General features: G+C 66.2%; 23 protein-coding genes. 12 read left to right on the top strand and 11 right to left on the bottom strand.

All coding sequences use genetic code 11. The features are described 5' to 3' along the window. Position 1: 1 nt before the first annotated feature. Positions 2 to 712 carry an FMN-dependent NADH-azoreductase gene (locus FG91_RS18755; protein ID WP_037518133.1) on the bottom strand — a complete coding sequence of 237 codons (711 nt, stop codon included), beginning with the start codon at positions 710 to 712 and terminating at the stop codon, positions 2 to 4. A gap of 105 nt (positions 713 to 817) precedes the next feature. Between FG91_RS18755 and FG91_RS18760 the strand changes: the two genes are divergently transcribed. From FG91_RS18760 to FG91_RS18775, 4 genes are all read left to right on the top strand, one after another. Next, a complete protein-coding gene (locus tag FG91_RS18760) occupies positions 818 to 1,738 on the top strand; it encodes a LysR substrate-binding domain-containing protein (RefSeq protein ID WP_037518135.1) in 921 nt (306 codons plus the stop codon). Positions 1,739 to 1,842: 104 nt separating this feature from the next. Next, a complete protein-coding gene (locus FG91_RS18765) occupies positions 1,843 to 2,478 on the top strand; it encodes a DUF1013 domain-containing protein (protein ID WP_037518196.1) in 636 nt (211 codons plus the stop codon). 3 nt (positions 2,479 to 2,481) lie between these two features. Beyond that, positions 2,482 to 3,606: an MBL fold metallo-hydrolase gene (locus FG91_RS18770; RefSeq protein WP_052187905.1), complete on the top strand. Its 1,125-nt coding sequence runs from the start codon at positions 2,482 to 2,484 to the stop codon at positions 3,604 to 3,606. Then, positions 3,606 to 4,541, top strand: coding sequence for a TraB/GumN family protein (locus FG91_RS18775; RefSeq protein WP_037518138.1), 936 nt, complete (start codon positions 3,606 to 3,608; stop codon positions 4,539 to 4,541). Before FG91_RS18770 ends, FG91_RS18775 begins: the two co-directional genes overlap by 1 nt. Before the next feature lie 7 nt (positions 4,542 to 4,548). Here the strand turns inward: FG91_RS18775 and FG91_RS18780 are convergent, their stop codons facing one another. Beyond that, on the bottom strand, positions 4,549 to 4,824 hold the full coding sequence (locus FG91_RS18780; RefSeq protein ID WP_037518141.1) for a hypothetical protein: 276 nt from the start codon (positions 4,822 to 4,824) through the stop codon (positions 4,549 to 4,551). A gap of 133 nt (positions 4,825 to 4,957) precedes the next feature. Between FG91_RS18780 and FG91_RS18785 the strand changes: the two genes are divergently transcribed. Further along, positions 4,958 to 6,139, top strand: coding sequence for a DUF481 domain-containing protein (locus FG91_RS18785; RefSeq protein ID WP_235212100.1), 1,182 nt, complete (start codon positions 4,958 to 4,960; stop codon positions 6,137 to 6,139). On the opposite strand, the gene FG91_RS18790 is transcribed toward FG91_RS18785, so the two are convergent. From FG91_RS18790 to FG91_RS18820, 7 genes are all read right to left on the bottom strand, one after another. After that, positions 6,117 to 6,836: a hypothetical protein gene (locus FG91_RS18790; protein ID WP_037518143.1), complete on the bottom strand. Its 720-nt coding sequence runs from the start codon at positions 6,834 to 6,836 to the stop codon at positions 6,117 to 6,119. The two genes, FG91_RS18785 and FG91_RS18790, sit on opposite strands and share 23 nt — an antisense overlap. Before the next feature lie 8 nt (positions 6,837 to 6,844). Next, positions 6,845 to 8,383 carry a M20/M25/M40 family metallo-hydrolase gene (locus FG91_RS18795; RefSeq protein ID WP_443027748.1) on the bottom strand — a complete coding sequence of 513 codons (1,539 nt, stop codon included), beginning with the start codon at positions 8,381 to 8,383 and terminating at the stop codon, positions 6,845 to 6,847. A gap of 154 nt (positions 8,384 to 8,537) precedes the next feature. Continuing rightward, positions 8,538 to 9,014, bottom strand: a complete 477-nt coding sequence (locus FG91_RS21150) for a hypothetical protein (protein WP_052187906.1) — start codon at positions 9,012 to 9,014, stop codon at positions 8,538 to 8,540. Between the two features lie 3 nt (positions 9,015 to 9,017). Next, the gene (locus FG91_RS18805; protein WP_037518149.1) at positions 9,018 to 10,541 is read right to left on the bottom strand and encodes a fumarate hydratase; all 1,524 of its coding nucleotides are present in this window, start codon (positions 10,539 to 10,541) and stop codon (positions 9,018 to 9,020) included. Between the two features lie 69 nt (positions 10,542 to 10,610). Further along, positions 10,611 to 11,450 carry a hypothetical protein gene (locus tag FG91_RS18810; protein WP_200878487.1) on the bottom strand — a complete coding sequence of 280 codons (840 nt, stop codon included), beginning with the start codon at positions 11,448 to 11,450 and terminating at the stop codon, positions 10,611 to 10,613. A gap of 31 nt (positions 11,451 to 11,481) precedes the next feature. After that, positions 11,482 to 11,946, bottom strand: coding sequence for a Fur family transcriptional regulator (locus tag FG91_RS18815; protein ID WP_037518152.1), 465 nt, complete (start codon positions 11,944 to 11,946; stop codon positions 11,482 to 11,484). Between the two features lie 101 nt (positions 11,947 to 12,047). Continuing rightward, positions 12,048 to 12,482, bottom strand: a complete 435-nt coding sequence (locus tag FG91_RS18820) for a MerC domain-containing protein (RefSeq protein ID WP_081940679.1) — start codon at positions 12,480 to 12,482, stop codon at positions 12,048 to 12,050. Between the two features lie 140 nt (positions 12,483 to 12,622). Here FG91_RS18820 and FG91_RS18825 point away from each other — a divergent pair, with 140 nt between their 5' ends. After that, positions 12,623 to 13,906 carry an NADH:flavin oxidoreductase/NADH oxidase family protein gene (locus tag FG91_RS18825; RefSeq protein ID WP_037518155.1) on the top strand — a complete coding sequence of 428 codons (1,284 nt, stop codon included), beginning with the start codon at positions 12,623 to 12,625 and terminating at the stop codon, positions 13,904 to 13,906. Here the strand turns inward: FG91_RS18825 and FG91_RS18830 are convergent. Then, the gene (locus FG91_RS18830) at positions 13,903 to 15,573 is read right to left on the bottom strand and encodes a long-chain-fatty-acid--CoA ligase (protein ID WP_037518157.1); all 1,671 of its coding nucleotides are present in this window, start codon (positions 15,571 to 15,573) and stop codon (positions 13,903 to 13,905) included. The two genes, FG91_RS18825 and FG91_RS18830, sit on opposite strands and share 4 nt — an antisense overlap. Before the next feature lie 134 nt (positions 15,574 to 15,707). Here FG91_RS18830 and FG91_RS18835 point away from each other — a divergent pair, with 134 nt between their 5' ends. The 6 genes from FG91_RS18835 (at position 15,708) to FG91_RS18860 (ending at position 22,118) form a co-directional block, all read left to right on the top strand. Further along, positions 15,708 to 16,244 (top strand): hypothetical protein, encoded by a 537-nt coding sequence (locus FG91_RS18835; RefSeq protein WP_037518160.1) that lies wholly within the window; start codon positions 15,708 to 15,710, stop codon positions 16,242 to 16,244. Between the two features lie 49 nt (positions 16,245 to 16,293). Next, on the top strand, positions 16,294 to 18,126 hold the full coding sequence (gene pabB, locus FG91_RS18840; protein ID WP_200878488.1) for an aminodeoxychorismate synthase component I: 1,833 nt from the start codon (positions 16,294 to 16,296) through the stop codon (positions 18,124 to 18,126). A gap of 127 nt (positions 18,127 to 18,253) precedes the next feature. After that, entirely contained in the window at positions 18,254 to 19,465 is a 1,212-nt protein-coding gene (locus FG91_RS18845) for a pyridoxal phosphate-dependent aminotransferase (protein WP_037518216.1), read from the top strand. Positions 19,466 to 19,805: 340 nt separating this feature from the next. After that, positions 19,806 to 20,486, top strand: coding sequence for a peptide-methionine (S)-S-oxide reductase MsrA (gene msrA / locus FG91_RS18850; protein ID WP_037518219.1), 681 nt, complete (start codon positions 19,806 to 19,808; stop codon positions 20,484 to 20,486). A gap of 168 nt (positions 20,487 to 20,654) precedes the next feature. Beyond that, complete coding sequence (locus FG91_RS18855; protein WP_037518163.1) at positions 20,655 to 21,800, top strand: serine hydrolase; 1,146 nt, start codon at positions 20,655 to 20,657, stop codon at positions 21,798 to 21,800. A 6-nt stretch (positions 21,801 to 21,806) separates the two neighbouring features. Beyond that, the gene (locus FG91_RS18860) at positions 21,807 to 22,118 is read left to right on the top strand and encodes a hypothetical protein (protein WP_037518166.1); all 312 of its coding nucleotides are present in this window, start codon (positions 21,807 to 21,809) and stop codon (positions 22,116 to 22,118) included. 4 nt (positions 22,119 to 22,122) lie between these two features. On the opposite strand, the gene FG91_RS18865 is transcribed toward FG91_RS18860, so the two are convergent. After that, on the bottom strand, positions 22,123 to 23,253 hold the full coding sequence (locus FG91_RS18865) for a M23 family metallopeptidase (protein ID WP_161785678.1): 1,131 nt from the start codon (positions 23,251 to 23,253) through the stop codon (positions 22,123 to 22,125). Positions 23,254 to 23,385: the final 132 nt, after the last annotated feature.

Genomic DNA, 23,385 nt, shown 5'->3' on the forward strand with positions numbered 1-23,385 from the left:
GTCAGGCCGCCACGCACTGTTTCAGATCGGTAACCAACCGGTCGACCAGCGCATCGACGCGGCTTTCGGCGGCGGCGATCGATCGGGCGAGGCGTTCGTCGGCGAACTCGTCAAATTCGACCGCGATCGAATCGGTCTCGCGAAGCCCGATATAGGCGAGCGGCGCTTTCAGGCCGGTCTCGACGAAATTGACGTCGGCCTGGCGACCGCCCGGATCATAACCATAATCGCCGCGCGCGCCGAGGATGACCAGCCGCTTGCCGGAAGGCAGCATCGGCCAATAGGGATCGCCCGCTCGCGCGCGGTCGAAACCGAACGTGACGCCGACGCGAACGATGTTGTCGAGCCACGCCTTCAGCGGTGCCGGCATGCCGAAATTATACATGGGCGCCCCGATGACGACGAGATCCGCCGCGATCAGTTCGGCGACCAGCCGGTCGCTTTCGGCCAGCCGCGCGCGCTGTTCGTCGCTGCGCGCGCCGGGCGGGGAGAAAGCGGCGGCGATCCATTCGGCGTCGACATGCGACGGCGGAGCAAGGCCGACGTCGCGATAGACGATCTCATCCTGCGGCCGTGCGATCGACCAGCGGCGTATCATGCGTTCGCCCAGTCGCCGGCTGTGCGAACCGTGCCGGTCCTGACCCGAAATGCCCGGCCGGGCGCTGGAATCGATGTGGAGTATACGCAGGGGCGATGTTGCAGGGGCATTCATAGAAGAGTCCAGTTCATTTAATGAGGTGACTGAGTGCATATATCTCCCTATAATTTGGGTAGTCGAACGCGAATATCTCAGCCAATGGATCGATTTTACTCATCTATGATACGGAACCGGAAACTGCCGCCGCTCGCGACGTTGCGCGCCTTCGAGGCCGCGGCGCGCCATCTCAGTTTTCGAAAGGCCGCGGGCGAGCTGGGAGTGACGCCGACGGCGATCAGCCACCAGATTCGTCTGCTGGAGGATGTGCTGGGGCTCGCGCTGTTCACGCGCCGCGTGCGGCAGGTCGCGCTGACCGAAGCGGGCGAGCGACTATATCCAACTCTGCGCGACGGATTCGATGCATTCGACCGGACGCTCGCCGATCTCGCTCCGGAGTCCCGGCGTGCGGCGGTGACATTGACCGCGACGATCCAGTTTACGGCGCGCAGGCTGCTGCCCGCGCTTGGCTCGTTTCGCGAACGCTTTCCCGATTTCGACCTGCGGCTGCATTCCTCGAACGAGGCAGTCGATCTGGCTGCGGGACTGGCCGATGTCGCGGTTCGTTATGGTCGCGGGCCCTTCGACGGGCTGGTCAGCCGGCCGCTTTTTTCGGAGCGCTTCGGATTGCTTTGCAGCCCGAAGCTCGGTCTCACCGGGCCAGAGGACCTCGCGCGCGCCACCTTGCTGCACGTCGACTGGTGCCAGCCCGCCAACGCGTCGGACTGGCGGCGGTGGGCGCGGATTGCCGGGATGGAGGGGCTGGCCGTCGATGAAGGGCCGCGTTTCAGTTCGGACGATCACGCCTTGCAGGCGGCGGTCGCGGGGCATGGCGTGGCGATCGGCAGCCTGATCCTCGCCCGGCCCGAGATCGATGCCGGGCTGCTGGTCCACCCCTTTGGCCCGGTCATCGAAGGGGAGAGCTACCATATGCTCGCGACCCCCGCGAACATGGCCTGCGCCGACGTGCGGGCGGTTTGCGCGTGGCTGGTCGAATCTGTCGCGGGCTTCGCCGCCGGCGACCACCTCTTGCCCGCAGCCTAAAACAGGTCTACATCAGCCGCCGAACGGCCGCCCCGCGAGGGGCGGCCCTTATTATTTCCGCTTGGAGAGTTTCCGTCATGGCCAACGCCGATGCCACCCCGCTGATGCCGCACGCGACCGCCGCCTGGCTGGTCGACAACACTGGCCTCACCTTTGCCCAGATCGCCGAATATTGCGGCATCCACATCCTGGAAGTGCAGGCGATCGCCGACGAGACCGCCGCTACCAAATATACCGGACGCGACCCCGTCCGCGCGCACGAGCTGTCGATGGAAGAGATCGAAAAGGGTCAGAAGGACCCGAACTACAAGCTCAAGATGAGCAAGCAGGCGCAGGACACGATTCGCCGTACCCGCGGCCCGCGCTACACCCCGGTCAGCAAGCGCCAGGACAAGCCAGACGGCATCGCCTGGATCCTGAAGAACCATCCCGAGGTTTCGGACGGCGCGATCGGCAAGCTGATCGGCACCACCCGCAACACGATCGGCGCGATCCGCGACCGCAGCCACTGGAACAGCGCGAATATCGTGCCCAAGGATCCGGTGACGCTTGGCCTCTGCTCGCAGCGCGAACTCGACGCGCTCGTCGCCAAGGCGGCGAAGAAGGCCGGCATCAAGGCGCCCGAAGACAGCCGTTTCGAAGGCGACCGCGAAGCTTTACTCGAAGAACTGCGCGCCGAACGCACCGCCGCGAACGAAGCGCGCGCTGCCGAAGAAGCCGAAGCCGACGGCGAAGCCTGAGGCATGGCGGGGACGGACGAGGACAATATCCCGGCGGCCAGCGGCTCGCCGGACGCCTCGCTGACCCAGGACGACAGCTTTACCGCGACGAGCCATGCGGGCCTCACCTATCCGTGGGGCGAGGCGGCGCCGGGGGCGGGCGAGACGATCCGCATCGCGAACGGGATCAGCTGGGCGCGCATCCCGATGCCGGGGTCGCTCGGCCATATCAACAGCTGGCTGCTCGACGATGACGACGGCGTCGCTGTCGTGGACACCGGCATTTGCCTGACGATGTGCTCCGATGCGTGGAAGGCGCTCTACGCCGGGGCGCTCAAGGACAAGCGCATCACGCGCGTGATCGGCACGCATTTGCACCCCGATCACATCGGCCTCGCGGGCTGGATCGCGAAGAAACAGGACGTCAAACTGTGGATGACGCGCGGCGAGATGCTCACCGCGCGCGCGATCGTCGCCGATTCGTCCGACACCGCGCCCGACGAAGTGATCGTGCAATCGCGCGCCGCGGGCTGGGATGAGGCGGCGATCGAGGCACAGCGCTCGCGCGGCTGGAATATGTTCCAGCGGATGATCTTCACCCTGCCGCGCTCCTATGTGCGGATCAAGGATGGCGACCGGCTCGACATGGGCGGACACCAGTGGCGTGTCGTTACCGGGTCCGGACACAGCCCCGAACATGCGTGCCTGTGGAACGAGAAAGAGGGCGTGCTCGTCTCGGGCGACCAGGTGCTGCCGCGGATCAGCTCGAACGTCTCGGTCAACATCACCGAACCCGACGCCGATCCCTTGGGCGAATGGCTCGCGTCGATCGACAAATTGCTCGCGACGGTGCCCGCCGATGTTGTCACCTGCCCCGCGCATGGCGAGCCGTTCAAGGGGCTGCACGTCCGCCTGATGGCGCTGCGCGACGAGCATCGCATGCGGCTCTACAATCTGGCCGAAGCCGCGGCGAAGGCGCCGATGCGCGCGGTCGACAGTTTCCCGCTGCTGTTCAACCGTCCGATCGGCGAGCATAATCAGGGGCTCGCAACGGGCGAGGCGCTTGCGCATCTGAAGCGGCTCGAGGTCGAAGGGCGCGTGCAGCGTGAGGACCGCGACGGCGTGTGGTGGTATCACGGCGTAGCCTGATGCGCGGTCTGATGGCGATCCTGCTGGCTACCGCGACGGTGGCATCGCCCGCCGCGTGGGCGGCCGAGCCGCCGGCTACCGATCAGGCGAATGACGAAATCGTCGTCACCGCACGCCGGTCGGGCGCGCCGATGTGGACGATCCGGACGCGGACCGGTGTCGTCATCCTCGTCGGCGAGATCGCGGCGGTTCCGAAAGCCACACCTTGGCGTCCCGAGCGGCTCGAAGGCGCGACCGATCGGGCGCAGCGCGTCATCCTCGGCACCAAGGCGAAGGTGTCGCCGGGCGACATCTTGCGGCTGATCTTCAAGGGCGGCGGGCTCACCAAATTGCCGAAGGGGCGCGTTGCGGGCGATTATCTCGATGCGCGCCAGATGCAGCGGCTCCATGCGCTCGAAACGCGTTTCGATCAGGATTATGCGCGCGCGAATTTCCTGATGACCGCCTTCGACCTGCTGTCGAAACGCCTCGCTTTCAACAAGGACAGCGCCGACGACGCCTCCGACGTCGTGCGCAAGGCGGCGCGGCAGTCGAAAATTCCGACCCAGCCCGTCGGCGAGGTGCGCGGCGAGGATATGCTCGACAATCTCTTCGCCGCGGCGCCCGAAACGCATGTCCCGTGCCTCGAAGCCGCGATGGCGGCGGCCGAGGCGGGCGGCGATGTGGTGACCGAGCGCGGCCGCGCGTGGACCGAATTCGACGTGCCCGCGGTGATGGCGAACCCGCTCGAAGAAGCGCTCGGGCGCTGCTGGCCGTGGACGAACGACAGCTTCGGTCCCGCGCTGCGTCAGACCTGGGTCGGTGCGATCCGCGACGCGACGACGCAGTCCGGCGTGACGCTGGCGGTCGTGCCCTTGCGCATATTGGCCGAGAGGGACGGCGTGCTCGACCAGCTCAAGTTGCAGGGCCTGCCGATCGCCGGCCCCGCCTGGTAGCCACGGCCTATCGCGGTCTTTGCATGATCCAGCTGAACGCCATCGCGTTAAAGATCGTATAAAGGCCATAGAGCATCAGCGCGGTGAACCAGTTCCGCGTCGCGATCGCCATCGCGCCGACGAGCAGCAGGAATTCAAAAACATAGGTGATGTTCGGCCCGACCTTGTCCGCGAGCGGCTTGACCATCTGCTGGATCAGCGGATCGTCGCTTTCCATGAAGGCGCGGTGCATCGCGAAATTGCCGACCCCGGCGCAGAAAATGGCGATGAGCGCGATAACCATAGGTTTGCAAATGGGGGACGCGGGGTGGAAATGCCAGCAACTTTCGGTTTATAGGGACGCATCGCTCGCGCACCGGCCCCGCGCGAACGATCGAACGAACCCGGCTCCTGCCCCCCAGAGAAGGACGTCTTCGGTGACAACTCTCCCCCGCCTGGCCGCGCTTTGCCTGCCGCTCGCTCTTGCTGTTCCTTCGGCGCACGCGTCGCAGGAACCGGTCGATCCGCCGCAGCCGAACCCCGTGCTCGTCGACCCGGTACTGGCCAATCCGATTCCCACGGCACTGATGGAGCTCGACCCGGCGTTGCCCGGCTCGGTGCGCGCGATGATCGACGCCGCCTTCGCGAGCGGCGACAACGATGATGTCGAAGCGGTGGCCAAGGTCGCCAGACGGACCAACCCGCGTAATATCGGCGAAATCGACGCGCTCCTTGCTTATTATCGCAGCGAGCATCCACCGGAGACGCCGCCTGATCCGGTGGGCAATATGCTCGCGGCCGCGATGGCGACAGCCAAGGATGCCGAAGTCGAGGCGGTGGCAAAGCTCGCGAAGGAAACCAATCCCGAGAATGCGGCGGAGATCGAGGAACGGCTGCTCGCTTATCGCGCCGAACGAAAGCGCCTGCGGGACGAGGCGGCGGCGGCCGAGCGCGCCAGGCTGGCCGCGTCGAGATTCTGGCAGAATTGGAAGGGCGAGGGGCAGATCGGTGCGTCGCAGAGCAGCGGCAACACCGAGTCCGTCGGGCTGAGCGCCGGCGTCGCGCTCGCGCGCAAGGGGATCGACTGGACGCACAAGTTTCGCGCGCAGGCCGATTACCAGCGCACCAACGGCAAGACGTCGGTCGAACGCTATCTGAGCGAGATCGAGCCGCAATATCGGATCAACGACCGGACGTTCGCCTTTGGCCTCGGCCGCTGGGAACATGACCGGATACTCGGGTACGACACGCGCTGGAACCTGTCGGGCGGGCTCGGTTACAAGGTCGTCGATAGCAAGAAGATGACGCTGAGCCTGAAGGGCGGCCCGGCGTTCCGGCAGACCGATTTCGTGAACGGTGAAGAGGACACCGAACTGACCGCGCTCGCGGGGCTCGATTTCGGCTGGCAGATATCGCCGACGCTGCGGCTGACGCAGGTCGCATCGACGATTATCGGCGAGGCCAACGGGTCGACCAGCTCGCAGACCGCGCTGAGTGCCAAGCTGACCGGCGCGCTGTCGGCGCGCATCGCCTATTCGGCGCAGATCGACACGAGCCCGCCGCCGGGCATCGAAAGCGTCGACACGCAGACGCGCTTTACGCTGGTGTACGGGTTCTAGTCTGCTGCGCCGGCTGAAACATCGCGGCAATCGTGCCGCCCTTTGTCTTCGCCATCGCCTCGATCCGCTGCCGGCCCTCATAATAGGGGATGGCGGGATGAGTGGTGCCGCTCTGCTTGAGCCACTGATATTCCGCTGCGCTCAGGCTGGTTTCCTGTGCGATGTAATCGGCATATCCCTCGCGCTGCCAGTTCGGCAGCAGCGCGTTTTCGACAAGGCCCAGCGCGCGGCCGGTCCAGATATGCGTGCGTTCGTGCGCGATCACGCCGCTCAATTTCCGTCGCCCGCCGATGGGGCGCCCGTTGAACGCCATGTCGGCCATCGAGTCAGCGCGGTTCACGACGACCGCATCCGACACGATCGTCGAGATCGGGCGCGTATAGGCAAAGGCGCCGCGCGATGTCAGCGCGAGGATCGTCCAGCGCCATCCGCCGTCGGTGAGGAAGATACGCGTTCCGGCGGGGTCGGATCGGCCGGTGCGCAAGGTCAGCGCATCGGACCGCGCCAAGATCCGGCGCATGTCATCGGTGCGGAACGGCGTCTCCGAATAAACGCGCGTCGTCCCGATTTCGGCATGGTGGGGAAAGGCGAGCAATTGGGGCGCGGCGAGCGCCGACATCCAGAGCGCGAGCGGCAGGCCAAGGGCGAGCGACAGCCCGCGCCGCCGCTTCGCCTTCGTCTTTCGTTTTTTGTCCATGTTGCGACCTATTTGATCGCCGCCAGCACATAGAGGAATTCGGCGAAGCCCATCGTCGCGTCGACCAGCCCCGCGACCTTCGGATTGGTCGAATCGATCAGGAAATATTCGTCGGGGGCGTGCGCGCCCGAGCCGTGACCGATGCCGAAATGCGCCGCGGGGATCGACACCGGCGGCGCGGTGAAGGTCGATCCCGGCCAGCTGCCCGCCATCCGCGGGTTGAGGCTCGTCGCGACACCGAGCTTCTTGTAGGTCGCGAGTTCCGAGCGGATGAGGCGGCTGTCCTCGGCAACCTCGGTCGGATCGTAACCGCCTGATACATTGACCTCGACATCGGTGAAGCCATGCTTGTCGAGATGCGCGCGCAGCTTCTTCTCGGCCTCGGCGCGCGTCTGGTTGGGAACGAGCCGGAGGTCGAGCTTCGCGACCGCCTTGCCGGGCAGCACGGTCTTGCCGCCGGGGCCGGTGTAGCCCGCAACGAGCCCCTCGATATTGACCGTCGGTTCCTGCGCGAGGCGGATCAGCGCGTCGTCAAAGGACAGGTTGTCGATCCAGTGAGTGACGCCGAGCGCCGCCTTCTGCTGCGCCTCGTCGCCGGCCTTTGCCGCTTCGCGGATCAGCGATTTTTCGCGGTCGGTGAGCGGACGGACATTTTCGAACCAGCCCTCGATCGCCGGCTTATTGCCACCCTCGGTAACAAGCGTCTGGAGCGCTTGCACCAGCCGCCATGCGGGCGAATCGACCATCGCCTTCAGGCTCGAATGCACGTCGCCTTTCGGTCCGCGGCCCCACTTCTCGCCGCTCGCGACCAGTTCGAGTTCGATGATCCCCTTCGATCCCAGGTTGACCGTGACGTTGCCCGTCTTGCCCTGCGAGGCGAAGGGGATGAAGATTCCCTCGCACTTCTTCAGCGCGGCGAGGATGTTCGGCTTGGTCGCGATCTGGCGGAAGTGCGGCGATCCGATCTCTTCCTCGCCCTCGCACACGAGCACGATGTTGACCGGCAGCTTGCGCCCCGCGGCGCGGATCGCGTGGAGCGCGGCGAGGAAGGTCGCCTCGGGCCCCTTCTGGTTCACCGCGCCGCGGCCCATGATCGCCTGCCCGAAACCGGGGCGCTCGACCATCTTGCCCTCGAGCGGCGGCGACGACCATTCGGCGGGGTCGAATTGTTTGACGTCATACATGAAATAGATACCGAGCGTGCGCTTGGCGCCGACGTCGATCGTCCCGAACACCCCGGGGTGGCCGTCGGTGGGCACGATCTCGACATTGGTGAAGCCCGCGTCTTTCGCGAGTTCGGCCATATAGGCCGCGCCTTCGGGCATGCTGCGGTTTTCGGCAGCGATCGAGGGCAGGGCGATCCAGTCGCGGATGCGCTTGATCGACGCGTCCTTGCCCGCCTCGGCGGCCTTGCGGATATCCGTCATCGTCCCCGACTGCGCCCAGAGCGGAACAGGCTGCATGAACGCGGCGCCCGCCCCCAGCATCGCGGTGCCGCGCAACATGTCGCGGCGGTTCAGTCGGTTAAGCTCACGGAAATCCATCATAAGTCCCCTGCCTGCTTTGTATACGAAGCAATGTGCCGAATCGGCGGCGAAACGCAAGCGCGTGTCGGGGACTTACCGTTACAGGTGGGGCTAGCGTCGATTTTCGCGGCGCAGGAAGGTCCGTTGCCTCGCCGCCGCCACTTTTTGCGGGCGGTCAGCGAAACTCATGCCGCGCGTCGCTGCCAAGCGTAAGTTCGACAAAATCGACCAAAACCAACCCAGCGCGCCGCTCCCTGCTGGCACTCCACAGCAGCAAGATCAGAGCAACGGCGCATAGGGCCAGCATCATTGCGGCGGACGGGCCCATCTGGCCATCACGGTATAATCCTGCTGCGACCACCGCAAGCAACACCCCGGTGAGGGCTAGGTAGAGCATGCCGTTGATGTCAGAACCAGACCGGCCGGCGATCCGGCAGCCCATTCCGTCATCGCGAATCCGGCCGATCAGCATCGGACCCTGACTCTGGACAACGCTGCTCCACAAACAGATGAAGCGGCCGACAATGAAGCCGCGCGGACCGTCGGACGGATCATACCAAGGCTGTTTGCATTGCCGGATGCGGCGTTTGCTTTCGGCGAGATCGAGCGGCGTCCGCAGTTCAAAGGCAAAGCCAAAGGGACGAAAGGCCATGCCTTATGCCCGCTCCAGCAGCCCCTCGTCGGCGATGCGTTTCTGCCACAGCTTCGGCGCGTTGACGTGGACATTCTGGCCTTCGCTGTCGACCGCGACGGTGACGGGGAAGTCCTGGACCTCGAACTCGTAGATCGCCTCCATGCCAAGGTCTGCGAAGCCGACGACCTTCGACCCCTTGATAGCGCGCGCGACGAGATACGCCGCGCCGCCGACTGCCATGAGGTAGGCGCTTTTGTGCTTGGCGATCGCCTGCGTCGCGGCGGGGCCGCGCTCGGCCTTGCCGACACAGGCGAGCAAGCCCTGATCCAGCATCATGTCCATGAACTTGTCCATGCGCGTCGCGGTCGTGGGACCCGCGGGGCCGACGATTTCCTCGCCGACCGGATCGACCGGGCCGACATAATAGATGACGCGGCCCTTGAACTCGACGGGCAGCTCTTCGCCCTTCGCGAGCATGTCGGCGATGCGCTTGTGCGCGGCGTCGCGGCCGGTGAGCATCTTGCCGTTGAGGAGGATGCGGTCGCCCTGTTTCCAGCTCGCGACCACCTCGGGCGTGAGATTATCGAGGTCGACGCGGATCGCGGCCTTGTCGGGCGCCCAGTCGATCTGCGGATAGTCGGCGAGCACCGGCGGTTCGAGGAAGGCCGGGCCGCTGCCGTCGAGCGTCACATGCGCGTGGCGCGTCGCGGCGCAGTTCGGGATCATCGCGACGGGCTTCGACGCGGCGTGCGTCGGCCAGTCCGCAATCTTGATGTCGAGAACGGTCGCGAGGCCGCCGAGCCCCTGCGCGCCGATGCCGAGCGCGTTGACCTTTTCATACAGCTCGATGCGCAATTCTTCGGTCGGATTGCTCGGCCCGCGCGCGAGCAGCTCGGTCATGTCGATCGGGTCCATCAGCGATTGCTTGGCGAGCAGCATCGCCTTTTCGGCGGTGCCGCCGATGCCGATGCCGAGCATGCCGGGCGGGCACCAGCCGGCGCCCATCTGCGGGACCATTTCAAGCACCCAGTCGACGATCGAATCCGACGGGTTCATCATCTTGAACTTCGACTTATTCTCGCTGCCGCCGCCCTTCGCGGCGACGTCGATATGGACCTTCGCGCCGGGAACCATCTCGACGTTGAGCACCGACGGCGTGTTGTCCTTGGTGTTGACGCGGCTGAACGCGGGGTCGGCGAGGATCGAGGCGCGGAGCTTGTTGTCGGGGTGGAGATACGCCTTGCGCACGCCCTCGTCGACGACCTGCTGCAGGCTGCGGGGGCTGTCGAGGCGGCAGTCCATGCCCCATTTGATGAAGACGGTGACGATGCCCGTGTCCTGGCAGATCGGGCGATGCCCTTCGGCGCACATGCGGCTGTTCGAGAGGATCTGCGCCATCGCGTCCTTCGCCGCGGGCGACACTTCGCGTTCATACGCGGCGCCCAGCGCGCGGATATAGTCCATCGGATGAAAATAGCTGATGTACTGGAGCGCGTCGGCGATCGTTTCGATGAGGTCGTCTTCGCGGATGATCACGGTGTTCATGTGCAGCCCTTCGCCCTTTTGCAGGATTCGCGGCCTCCCTAGACCTGCACGGCCGGGGTGGACAAGGGGTCAGGTGCGGCGGCGGCCGAAGACGCGGCGCGTCGGTGAGGCGGGTTGTGGTTCGTCGGACACGGGGACCGCCGTCCCCAAATCGACAAGCGGGCGTTTGCGGATAAGCGCCTGCCAACTGCCTACAGCGGCGAGCGCAAGGAGCAGAAGCCAGCCGCCCGCCGCCGAGGGGATCAGCGCCCAGGCGAAGGCGGCGGGGGTGATGATCGCCATCACCGTCGGGATCGCGGCGAGGATCGCGATCGTCCCGAACAGCGCCCACCAGCGCCCGATCTGCGTCGCCGCCGCGCCGATCACGACATTGGTCGCGGCAAGCAGCAGGAACTTGGCGGCAACGGGATAGGGCAGGCTCGCCATTGCGGGCGAATAGTCGCCGAGCGTGAAAGCGGCCTGGATGTCGAAGAGCAGGTAATTCTCCCACGCGTCGCATAGCGCCGCGGCGACCGGCAGCACGGCGGCGGCAAGAAGCGCGCGGAGGCGAAGCTCGTGCCACAGCGCGATGCAGCCGCTGGCGAGGAAGCTGGCGTAGAGCAGCATATAGAGATAGTCGCGCTCGTTGCCGGTCCGCATCGCGGCGAGGCGCGTGACCTGCTCGGGATCGGTATAGAAGCCGAAGATCGCTTCGAGGTCGGCCTGCCCGCCGGCGAACTCGAAAGCGAGTACGGGGGCGCCATAGCCGGGCGCGATGTCATGGCCCGTTTGCGGGAAGACCTGACCCAGATACAGGCCGAAAAGCAGCGTCGCGATGCCGAACGCCAAGCTCCAATACCAAGCGCGCGTCGGTGCGGGCGGCCGCGTCCGCTGCGTTTCGATCCAATGCTGGAGCCCCCCGATCGGCATCTAGCCGTCCGGTGGAGCGCGCTCGCTCACCTTATTGGCACTCGGCGCATTTGCCGCGCACTTCGATCACCGGGCGCTCGGCGGCGAAGCCTGTCGCCTCGGCCGCGGCGCGGACGCCGCCTGAAATCTTGTCGTTGTCGACATGCACCGCGGTGCCGCACGTGTCGCAGATCAGGAAGATGCAGTCGTGGAGGCAGCCGGGGTGGCTGTTCGCGACAAAGGCGTTCGCGCTCTCGACGCGGCGGACGAGGTTGTTGGCCACGAACAGGTCGAGGATGCGATAGACGCTGTTCGGCGCGACGCGCTTGCCGCGTTTTTGCGAGACGATGTCGGCGATTTCATAGGCGCTCGCGGGCTTGCCGATTTCGGCGACCGCGTCGAAAATCTGCGAACGCATGTCGGTCCAGGCTTCGCCCGCGCCCTCGAGCGCCGCCTGCGCCGCCTTGGCGAGCGAGGCGCCGCTGGCCTCGACGTGCGGATGATCATGCTTGCCCATTGGCGTTTCCTCAGGCGTGGGAAATCCCGCGCTAACTATCGTCGCAATGTAGGCTGTTTAGGGGGCGCCCGCAAGTTGCGGACATCTCCGATGCGGTGGGATCAGTGCCGCGCGCGGCGGTTGAGGTCGTGACCCAGGGCGACGACCGCGACGCCGATCATCGTCGCGATCACTTCGCTGCCGTCGTGCGGCCGCGACAGCGCGCCCGCCATCATGCCGAGCCCGAAGCTACCGACCGCGAAGGGCATCATATAGCCGTGGCTGAGCACGCCCGAAACGAGCGTGATCAGGGCAAAGCCGATCGCGATGATCAGCCCGATCTCGTGGAACAGGTGATTGTCGAGAAACACCCCGCCGACCGAGGCGATCGAGGCGAAAAAGATCGTCGTCGCGAGGCAGTGGACGAGGCACAGCCCCGACAATCCCATCGCCAGCTGGTCGCCGCTCAAGGAGGTCAGCGGACGCGAATCGCGCGCAGCCCGAACCACCGCGCCGAGGCGCGTCAGGGCAGGGGCATGGCTGGCGACGTGCGTCACCCGATTCTCCGTTCGACGATTGCGGCGCTTGATATGGCATAACATGACCAAGGTTACAACATCACATACGCGAATCTTTTTGACTTGCCTCAAGGGGCCGGTCAGTCCGTTTCATAAGAAAACCAATGGGGAGGGTGCGCATGAGCCTTTTGTCGGAACCGCTGACGCTGCCCTGCGGCGCGACATTGCCCAACCGGATCGCCAAGGCCGCGATGACCGAGGGGATGGCGACCCCCGACGGGCGCCCGACCCCCGAACTCGACCGGCTTTACGGCCTGTGGTCCGACGGTGGCGCGGGGTTGCTGATCGGCGGCAATCTGGTGATCGACCGCGATCATCTCGAACGGCCGGGCAATGTCGTGATCGACCGTGCGCCCGACGCCGACATGCGCGAGCGTCTCTCGCGCTGGGCAGGTGCCGCAACGCGCGGCGGCAATCATTTCTGGGCGCAGATCAGCCATAGCGGGCGGCAGACGCCGGCGGTGGTCAACCGCCATCCCAAATCGGCCTCGGACGTCAAGCTCGGGCTGCCCGGCGGGCAGTTCGGCCAGCCCGAGCCGCTGACTCGCGAAGAAATTAGCGAACTGGTCGATCGCTGGGCGGTGGCGGCAAAGGCATGCCAGGATGCGGGCTTCACCGGGGTGCAGGTGCACGCCGCGCACGGCTATCTGATGTCGCAGTTCCTGAGCCCGCTTTCGAACCGGCGGACCGACGATTATGGCGGCACCCTCGAAAATCGGGCGCGTCTGTTGCTCGACGTAATTGCGGCGATCCGCGCGGCGACCGGGCCCGCCTTCCCGATCTCGGTCAAGCTCAACAGCGCCGATTTCCAGAAGGGCGGCTTCGCGTTCGAGGATAGCCTGACCGTCGCCGGGTGGCTCGAAGCCGCAAGCGTCGACCTGATCGAGATTTCGGGCGGCACCTATGAGCAGCCGAAGCTGCTCGGGATCGAGGGCATGGAGGAGAGCGCGCCGCAGAATGTCGCGCCGTCGACCCTCGCGCGCGAAGCCTATTTCGTCGATTTCGCGCTGGCGATGCAGGCGCGGGTGTCGGTGCCGCTGATGGTCACGGGCGGCTTTCGTAGCCGTGCCGCGATGGAGCAGGCGATCGAGCGCGCCGCCGCCGACGTGATCGGCCTCGGCCGGCCGATGTGCCTCATGACCGACGCGCCGAAACGGCTGCTCGCGGGCGCCGGGATATTGCCGCGCTATGAGGACGGCCTCGGGCTTGTTCCCGGCTGGCTCGGCTTCCTCAAGCGCCTCCAGATGGTCAAGGCGATCGACGGCTTCGCGGGCATCTACTGGTTCTACCAGCAGCTCTGGCTGATCGGCCACAAGGGGCGGATCGACGAAAGACTGAGCGTCTTTTCGGCCTTCCGCACGCTCGAGGCGCGCAACAAGGCGATTATGAAGGCGCGGGGCTAGCTGCCCGCTTCCTCCGCGCGCAACGCCTTGCGGTCGAGCTTGCCGATCATCGTCTTGGGCAGGTTCAGCCGCACCTCGACCTCGCGCACGCGTTCGTGCTTGCCGAGCTGCGGGTTGAGCCAGGCGGCGAGCGCCTCGCCGCTCACCTGGAACCCATCCTCCAGTGTCACGAACGCCTTGGGCGCTTCGCCGCGATAGGCGTCGGGCACGCCGAGCACGATCGCTTCCTTGACCGCGGGATGCTCATAGAGATGCGCCTCGATCACGCTCGGATAGACTTTGAACCCGCCGACCGCGATCATGTCCTTCAGCCGGTCGACGATGCGGATATAACCGTCGGCCTCGACCACCGCGACGTCGCCGGTGCGCAGCCAGCCGTCGTCGGTGAAGCTGTCCTTGTCCGCGTCGGGGCGATTCCAGTAACCCTGCATGATCTGCGGTCCCTTGACCGCGAGCTCGCCGGGCTCGCCATCGGGGGCGTCCTTCGTCGGATCCTCCTTGTCGAGCAGGCGGATGTGCGTCGCGGGGAGCGGCTGGCCGATCGTGCCCGGCTGGACGGGGCCTTCATAGGGGTTGGTCGCCACGACGCCCGAGCTTTCGGTGAGGCCATAGCCTTCGACGAGCGAGGCGCCGGTCGCCGCGGTGAATTTCTCACGCAATTCACCGGGCATCGGCGCGCCGCCCGAAATGCAGATGCGCAAGCTGGAGAAGTCGGTCTTTGCGAGATCGGGGTGGTCGAGCAGCGCCTGATACATTGTCGGCACGCCCGGGAGCGCGGTCGTTTTCGTTCGCGTGATCGCGTCGAGCGCCTGCTTGGCATCGAAGCGCGGCAGCATCGTGATCGAACCACCGTTGAGCACCGTGCGGTTGAGCACGCAGGTGTTCGCGAAGACGTGAAAAAAGGGCAGCACGCCGAGGATGCGATCGTCGGCGTCATGGTCGGGGTCGATCGCATTCACCTGCCGCGCATTGGCGGTGAGGTTCTGGTGCGTCAGCTTGGCGCCCTTGGGCGTCCCGGTGGTGCCCCCGGTATATTGGATCAGCGCAATATCCTTTTCGGCGTCGATCGCGACGGCATCGGGTTTGCCATCATTGTCGGTGAGCGCCGAGAAACGGATGATGCGCGGGTCGGCCGGCAACGCCGCGACTTCGCTGCGCTTGAACAGGCGATAGAGCATCGACTTCGCCGCGGGGAGCCCGCCCGCGACCGAGCCGACGACAAGCTGTTTGAGGCTCGATCCGTCGAGCACCTTGAGTGCGGTGGGAAGCAGCGCCGCGGCGCTGATCGTGAACAGCGTCTCGGTGCCCGAATCCTCCACCTGCGCCTCGAGTTCGGCGACGGTATAGAGCGGCGAGAAATTGACCACCGTCGCCCCGGCGGCGAGCGCGCCATAATAGGCGGCGACATAATGCGGGACGTTGGGCAGGAAGAGGCCGACGCGGCTGCCCTTGCCGATCCCGCGCTGCTGCAATCCGCGGGCAACGCGCGCCGCACCGCGCGCAACCTCGGCATAGCTGAACTCGCGGCCCAGAAAATCGAGCATCGGCGCATCGCCGCGCCGCGCGACGCTGGCGGCGAGCATGTCGGGCAGCGACAGCGGCGCAAACTCCTGGTCCCAGGCCGTGGGATGGCGATAATCGGTCGACCAGGAAAAGCGGCTGTCCATCGGCGGTGATATCCTCTTCGAATATGCGGGGTTCCTTACACTAGGGTCAGTAAGGTGATTTGCAACCGGGCTCGCTTGCGGCGCGCAGTCCGGACGGCTAGGCAGCGCATATTGTCTTCGCCAGGGGTTTTGCCATGCTGCAGCTGTCATCGCGCGTCGCCGCGCCATTCGTCGTACTCGCCTGCGCGCTCGCCGTTCCGGCCGCCGCGAAGGACAAGCTGCCGCCGGCACAGCCTGCGCAGATCCGGGAGCTCTATGCGTGCCGCGACATCGCCGATCCGGCGGCGCGCCTCGCCTGTTTCGACCGCGAGGTCGGCGAGCTGTCGACCGCCGATCAGGCGCGCGAAATCACTTTCACCGACCGCGAGACCGCCAAAAAGGCGCGGCGCGGGCTGTTCGGCTTTGCCTTCCCCAAGCTCGGCGGAATTTTCGGCGGCGATGAGGATGAGGTCAAGGAGATCGAAACGACGATCCGCTCGGCGAGCATCGACCGGTCGGGCAAATATACGCTGGTGATGGAAGATGACGCGGTGTGGGTGCAGATCGACACCACCAGCCTGCCGCGCCAGCCGAAGGCGGGGCAGAAGGTGAAGATCAAGGTCGCGACGATGGGCAGCTATTTCGCGTCCATCGACGGCGGCCGCACGATCCGCATGAAGCGCGACCGCTGACAACCGCCGGCGCGATCGACACCCGTGACCTAGCGATGACGATACAGCGATGACGGGCGGCGACGCGATCCCGCTTCCGGGGCCGGGCTGTCCGCCCTTCGTGCTGCTCGACGACGCGCGCGCCGAGGGCGCGGCGGCGGCGCGGCTGTTCGCCTGCCCGGTCGAAGTGCTGACCGCCCATTCCGCGGCCGAGGTTCCGGCGCTGCTTTCGGCGCTCGAAGCGGCGCAGGCGCGCGGGCTCCACGCGGCGGGCTATCTGACGTACGAGGCGGGCAAGGCGCTCGCGCCGGCATGGCGCGGGGCGGTCGATGCCGAAACCGGCGATGCGCCGCTCGGCTGGTTCGGGCTGTTCGACACGGTCCGGCGGATCGATGCCGACAAGGTGGCGGACCTGCTCCCCGATCCGGCGTCGGCGTGGATCGGCAAGGTCGCGCCGCGCGTCGCGCGCGCCGACTATCTGGCCGCGGTCGAAGCCGTGCTCGGGCTGATCCGTGCGGGCGACATCTATCAGGCGAATTTCACCTTTCGCGCCGACGTTCCCGTGCGCGGCAATCCGCTCGCGGTTCATGCACGGCTGCGCCGCACCGCGCGCGCGGGTTATGGCGGGGTGATCTGGACCGGCGAACAGGCGATCGTCTCGCACTCGCCCGAGCTCTTCTTCGCGCTGCGGGGCGGGCAGGTGATGGCGCGGCCGATGAAGGGAACCGCGGCGCGGCTTTCCGATCCCGAGGCCGATGCGGCCGCGGCGCGCGAGCTTGCCGAAGATCCCAAGCAGCGCGCCGAAAATCTGATGATCGTCGACCTGATCCGCAACGACCTGTCGCGCGTCGCGGTGCCGGGGTCGGTCGCGGTGCCTGACCTGTTCCGTGTCGAAAGCTTTCCGACGATCCACCAGCTCGTCTCCGATGTCAGTGCGCGCCTGCCCGAGGGCGCCGGGGCGGTCGACGTGTTGCGCGCCGCTTTTCCGTGCGGGTCGATCACCGGGGCGCCGAAAGTGCGCGCGATGGAAATCATCGACGAGCTGGAATCGGGTGCGCGCGGGCTTTATACGGGCTCGATCGGGTTCATTGAGCCGGGGGGCGATGCGGCATTCAATGTTGCGATCCGGACGCTTTTGTTACCGCAAAGCGCCTTGCAGGACGGTCCTGCTTGCGCCACGCTGGGACTGGGCTCCGGAATCGTCGCCGACAGCGAACCGGTTGAAGAATGGCGCGAATGTCTGGCCAAGGGGGAATTTGTGGGCGCAGCGGGGGAAAGCTTCGACCTCATCGAAACGATGTTCTTCGATCCGGTCGAAGGCGTCCAGCGGATCGAGGGGCATCTGGCGCGGATGAAGGCGAGCGCCGCGGCGCTGGGTTTCACCTTCGACCGGCACGGCGCGCGCAACGTCCTGCAATCGGCGACCTTCCGCCTGCGCAGCGCCGCGCGGGTGCGGATGCGGCTCGCGCCGTCGGGCGCGCTCGCGATCGAGGTGTCGCCGCTGCCACGGCTCGCCGAGCTGCCGGTGCCCGTCGCGGTGCGTCCCGCGCCGATGGCCGCCGACGATTTCCGCCTGACGCACAAGACGAGCCTGCGCGCCGCCTATGACAGCGCGCGGCACGCGAGCGGCGCCGCCGAGGTCGTCTTCGTCGACGAGCCCGGCTTCGTCACCGAGGGCAGCTGGAGCAATATTTTCGTCGAGCGCGACGGCCAGTTGCTCACCCCGCCGCTCGCGCTCGGGCTGCTTCCCGGGGTGCTGCGCGCCGAGCTGATCGACAAGGGGCGCGCGGTCGAATCGCACCTGCGGCTCGCCGATCTGGAGAGCGGATTCTTCATCGGCAATTCGCTGCGCGGACTGATCCCGGCGCGGCTGGCGGACGCTGCGGCATCCGCGATAGGCTGACCTGCCATCTGCATAGGTAAATTATCAACCAGCGCGCTTGCGAATATCGGTCAGAGGCTTTAGGCGCGGCCGCGCGCAATTTCCTGTCCTTTTGCAGCCGACCGCGCAAGCCACGGAAGATATCGTCATGTCGCTGAAGCCCCATGTCTCCGCCGCCCTCAACCGCATCCAGCCGTCGGCAACGCTCGCGATGACCGCGCGCGTGACGGCGCTGAAAGCCGCGGGCGTCGATGTGATCGGTCTCAGCGCCGGCGAGCCCGATTTCGACACCCCCGATTTCGTCAAGGAAGCGGCGATCGAGGCGATCCGCAACGGCCAGACCAAATATACGCTCGTCGACGGCACCGTCGCGCTGAAGGAAGCGATCCGCGGCAAGTTTCGCCGCGACAATGGGCTCGATTTCGGGCTCGACCAGATTTCGGTCAACGTCGGCGGCAAGCACACCCTGTTCAACGCGCTCGTCGCGACCGTCGACAAGGGCGATGAGGTGATCATCCCCGCACCCTATTGGGTGAGCTATCCCGACATCGTCGCCTTCGCGGGCGGCACGCCGGTGATCATCGAGGGCACCGCGGCGCAGAATTACAAGATCACGCCGGCGCAGCTCGACGCCGCGATCACGCCGAAGACGCGCTGGGTGATGTTCAACTCGCCGTCGAACCCGTCGGGCGCCGCCTATTCGGGCGAGGAACTCGACGCGCTTGGCGAAGTCATCCGTCGTCACCCGCATGTGATGGTGATGACCGACGATATGTACGAGCATGTCTGGTACGCCGATTTCGCCTTCACGACCTTCGCGCAGCGCTGCCCCGACCTGATCGACCGCATCCTGACGGTGAACGGCTGTTCGAAAGCCTATGCGATGACCGGCTGGCGCATCGGCTATGCCGGCGGCCCCGCGTGGATCATCAAGGCGATGGGCAAGCTCCAGTCGCAGTCGACGTCGAACCCCTGTTCGATCGCGCAGGCCGCCGCCGCCGCCGCGCTCGGCGGCCCGCAGCATTTCCTCGACGACCGCAACGCCGCGTTCAGGAAGCGTCGCGACATGGTCGTCGCGATGCTCAACGACGCGCCCGGCCTCAACTGCCCGGTCCCCGATGGCGCTTTCTATGTCTATCCCGACGCGTCGGGCTGCATCGGCAAGAAGACCCCCGACGGCAAGCTGATCGACAGCGACGAGGCGCTCATCGACTATTTCCTCGACAGCGCGAAGGTCGCGGCGGTGCACGGCGGCGCCTTTGGCCTGTCGCCGGCGTTCCGCGTCTCCTACGCGACGTCGGAAGCGGTGCTCAAGGAAGCGTGCGTGCGCATCCAGCAGGCGTGCGCAGCGCTCAGCTAAGCGGCATTTCAGCCGCGCACGATTATTTTGTACCGATCGGTCTTGTAATCGCGGCGGCGGCGACTATTTGAACCTGAACGGCGGTTAACCGCCCGGTTCACCGGATAGTAAGTCATTTCCGTTAAGGGTGACTGCCATCACTGCACGGCTGGTCGGGGCGCTCCATATCGTCGGTGTAACCAAAGCGGCAAAAGCCGCGAATCGACAAGATATGAAAAGAGGCCCATATGCTCTCCATGCTCCGCTCCGACTGGTTCCTGACCATGCTCGCTGGCTTCGCGATTGGCGCAACCTACATCGTGCTCAATCAGCCGGCGCTGCCGATCCCGGCGTGACGCCGCTGCGGCGCAGCCTCTCGCTTCGCGCCGCCACGGCGCTGGTTGCAGGCGCGATCGTCGCGCAATGCACCCCGGCGCAGGCCGAAAGCGTCGTCAAGCTGCCCGCCGCACTCGTCGATCCCGCCGTCAATGCGAAACGCGCGACCGCGGTGCTTGCCGGGGGCTGCTTCTGGGGCGTCGAAGGCGTCTTTTCCAACGTCAAAGGCGTGATTTCGGTCGAATCGGGCTATCATGGCGGCAGCGCCGCGACCGCCAAATATGAACTGACCCACGATGGCAAATCGGGTCATGCCGAGGCAGTCCGCATCGTCTATGACCCGTCGCAGGTCAGCTATGGCAGTCTGCTTCGCATCCTCTTTTCGGTGATCGCTGACCCGACGCTCAAAAATCGTCAGGGTCCCGACACGGGCCCGCAATATCGCGCCGCCATCGTCCCGCTCGACGCCAGCCAGCGCCAGGTCGCGACCGCCTATCTGTCGCAGATCGGCGGCGGCAAATATTTCGCCAAGCCCCTCGTCGTCCCGGTCGAGGCGTATAAGCGTTTTTATCCCGCCGAAGCGAACCACCAGGATTTCATGCGCCGCAACCCCAAGAACGGCTATATCCTGCGCTGGGACGCACCCAAGCTGGCGGCGCTGAAGCGGCTCTATCCCGATATGGTGCGGGCGAAGCCAGCACCCTGACAACGGCGTGCGGGCGAAGCCCGCGTCCTGAAACCGCCCGGTTCCGCCGTTGGTCGCGGCAGAAGAATCATTCACCGCAAATCGCTGGCCCCTCCCGCGTGCCTGCGTGACGCAGGAAAAGCCCGAACGGGGTCGGGATGCTATAAAAGTCGCAAATGCGGGGTTTGGATGAAGTTTGAGTTTTCCGGCAGGCCGCTCCTCGCCGTGACGATGAGCGCCGCGGTGCTTGCGGGTTGCGTCAGCAGCGCCGCGATCGTGCCGCAGCCGCGCGCGCAGCAACCGGCGGCGGTGCGTGGCCCGTCCGGCGCGGTCACCGTTCCGATCGGCCAGCCGGTGCGTTCGCAAATGCCGCGCCCGGCAGGACCGCTCGATCCCGGCTTTCGCCGCGCTCCCGCCGGCCTCAACGATCGCATCTTCGAATTATGGCGCGCCTTCCCGGGCAAGACCGGCATTGCGGTGCAGCGCATCGACGGCGAATGGTCATTGTCGCAGCGCGGCGCCGAGTTGTTCCCGCAGCAGAGCGTGTCGAAGCTGTGGGTCACGCTCACCGTGCTCGACGCGGTCGATCAGGGGCGGATGACGATGGACCAGCGCGTCCGCATCGGCCCCGAGGATCTCACCCTGTTCCACCAGCCGATCGCGGCGCGCGTGCGCGCCGAGGGTTCGGTGACGATGAGCGTCCGCGACCTCATCGAAACCGCGATCACGCACAGCGACAACACCGCGAACGACAGCCTGCTGCGCACCGTCGGCGGCCCGAGCGCAGTGCGCGCTTTCGTCGCGAAAAAGGACCTCGGCTCGATCCGCTTCGGTCCGGGTGAGCGCTTGTTGCAGGCGGGGACCGCCGGGCTGACCTGGCAGCAAAGCTATTCGGTCGGCCGCAATTTCGAGGCCGCGCGCGCCGCGCTGTCGGCCGCGACGCGCCAGGCCGCGATGAACAATTACCTCGCCAATCCCGTCGACGGCGCGAGCCCGGCCGCGATCGCGAGCGCGCTCACGCGGCTCGCACGCGGCACCTTGCTTTCGCCCGAATCGACCGAATATCTGCAAGGCGTGATGAGCCGGACACGAAGCGGGCCGCGCCGGCTCAAGGCCGGTCTGCCGCCGGGCTGGCAGTTCATGCACAAGACCGGCACCGGGCAGAATCTGGGCGGCATGACCGCGGGCTATAACGACATCGGCATCGCGACCGCGCCCGACGGCACGCGCTATGCGATCGTCGTGATGATGGGTAGCACGACCTCGGGCATTCCGGCGCGCATGGCGCTGATGCAGTCGGTCTCGTCGGCCGTCGCCGAATATCACGGAAGGTAATCGAGGATGAAGCTTGCTGCCCTGCCGCTGGCCCTGCTGGCGCTCGCGCTCGCCGGATGTGCGACGCCCGAAACGCGGCTGCGCACCGGCCTCAACAATGCCGGCCTGTCGAAGGCGATGTCGGCGTGCATGGCCGAACGCATGGTCGACCGGCTGTCGCTGGTCCAGCTGCGCCGCCTGTCGGCGCTCGGCAGCCTCAAGGACAAGCGCGTCACCGATCTCTCGCTCGACCAGTTTTTTCACAAGGTCCGCGCGCTCAAGGATCCCGAGATCCTGACGGTGTCGACCAGCTCCGCCGCGCTCTGCGCGCTGCGCTAAGCCGTCAATCGCCCGGAAAGCGCACGACGAGGTTCGGCGGCGGAAAGCTGTTCCGCACCGTTTCGGAGCGATCGGCCGGCGGCCATGCTTCGCGGCGGGAAAAGCTTTCGATCGTGGCATATTGCCCCAGCCGCGTGAGCGCGGTGACGACATAGGGCTGCCCCTCGGCGCCGAGGATCGACGCGCGGTCGGCGAGGTGGAAATGCAGGTGCGGCGCGCTGGCCTGCCCGGTGAAGCCGAGAAAGCCGACGACCTGCCCCACCTTGACGCGGTCGCCGACCGCGACCGGGGCGCCCTGTTTCATATGTTCGTAGGTCGCGATGCGGCCGCCGCCGATGTCGAGCATAACGAAATTGCCGCTGGCGTCGGCGATGCCGGGCCTCGGCCGGCCCGATATGGTGGCGGGATCGGGGACATCGTCGCGCACCGCGACGATCGTGCCGTCGGCGACCGCGAGCACCTCGGCGCCGAATCCATAATGATTTGCCGGGATATTGGCGTCGCCCGACGACAATTTTCCTTTCGTGTCGACCTTCATATAGTCGATCGCGAAGCGGCCGGGCAGCGTGGCCGACCCCTCGGTGGCGTAGAAGACACGGCGGTGCCCGCGCTCCATGCCGGGATCGTACACCGCGACCCATGGCCCGCCGCGCAGCGGCGGCGACAGGCGGGCTAGGGCGGTGGTTTCCGGCGTCGCTGTGCCACCCGAGATCGTGAAGCTGGCGCCGTCGGCACCGGCCTTGCCGAGCGTGAGTTCATGCGAAATCCCGCCGCGCGGCAAATCGGCCATGACCGGTGCGTTGATATAGACGACCGCGCGGCGACCGGGCGGAATGATTCGCGCATCGGGCTCGACCGGTCCGACAAGCCCGATGGCCTTCGCCAGCTCGTCGCCGGCGTAGGTCTTGAGCGGCGTTCCCTTGTCGCCGACTTTCACGACAAGCTGGTCCAGCCGCAGCGGAAGACTGGCAAAATTGGTAAGGTGCAGTTCGTAAACGAGCTGGTCGGCAGCGCCGATGCGTACAACATCGGGCGTCTCGGCGACCTGGATATCGAGCGCCTGGTTCACTTGTGCCGTCGCGGCGCCCTGGCCGGCGAGCGCCGACAACACCAAAACTAGAAGCTTTATCCGCATCTTCGCTTCCCTCATCCCACATTTCGACCTTGCCCGATTATCAACTCGGGCCCGGGACGTCATCCGAAAGACGGACCGGCTCGCCGCACGCCTTTGCCGCGCACAAGAATATCTGAGGCTACCCGGGGGTAG

The sequence above is a fragment of the Sphingopyxis sp. LC81 genome, from assembly GCF_000756375.1.
Taxonomy (GTDB): Bacteria; Pseudomonadota; Alphaproteobacteria; order Sphingomonadales; family Sphingomonadaceae; genus Sphingopyxis.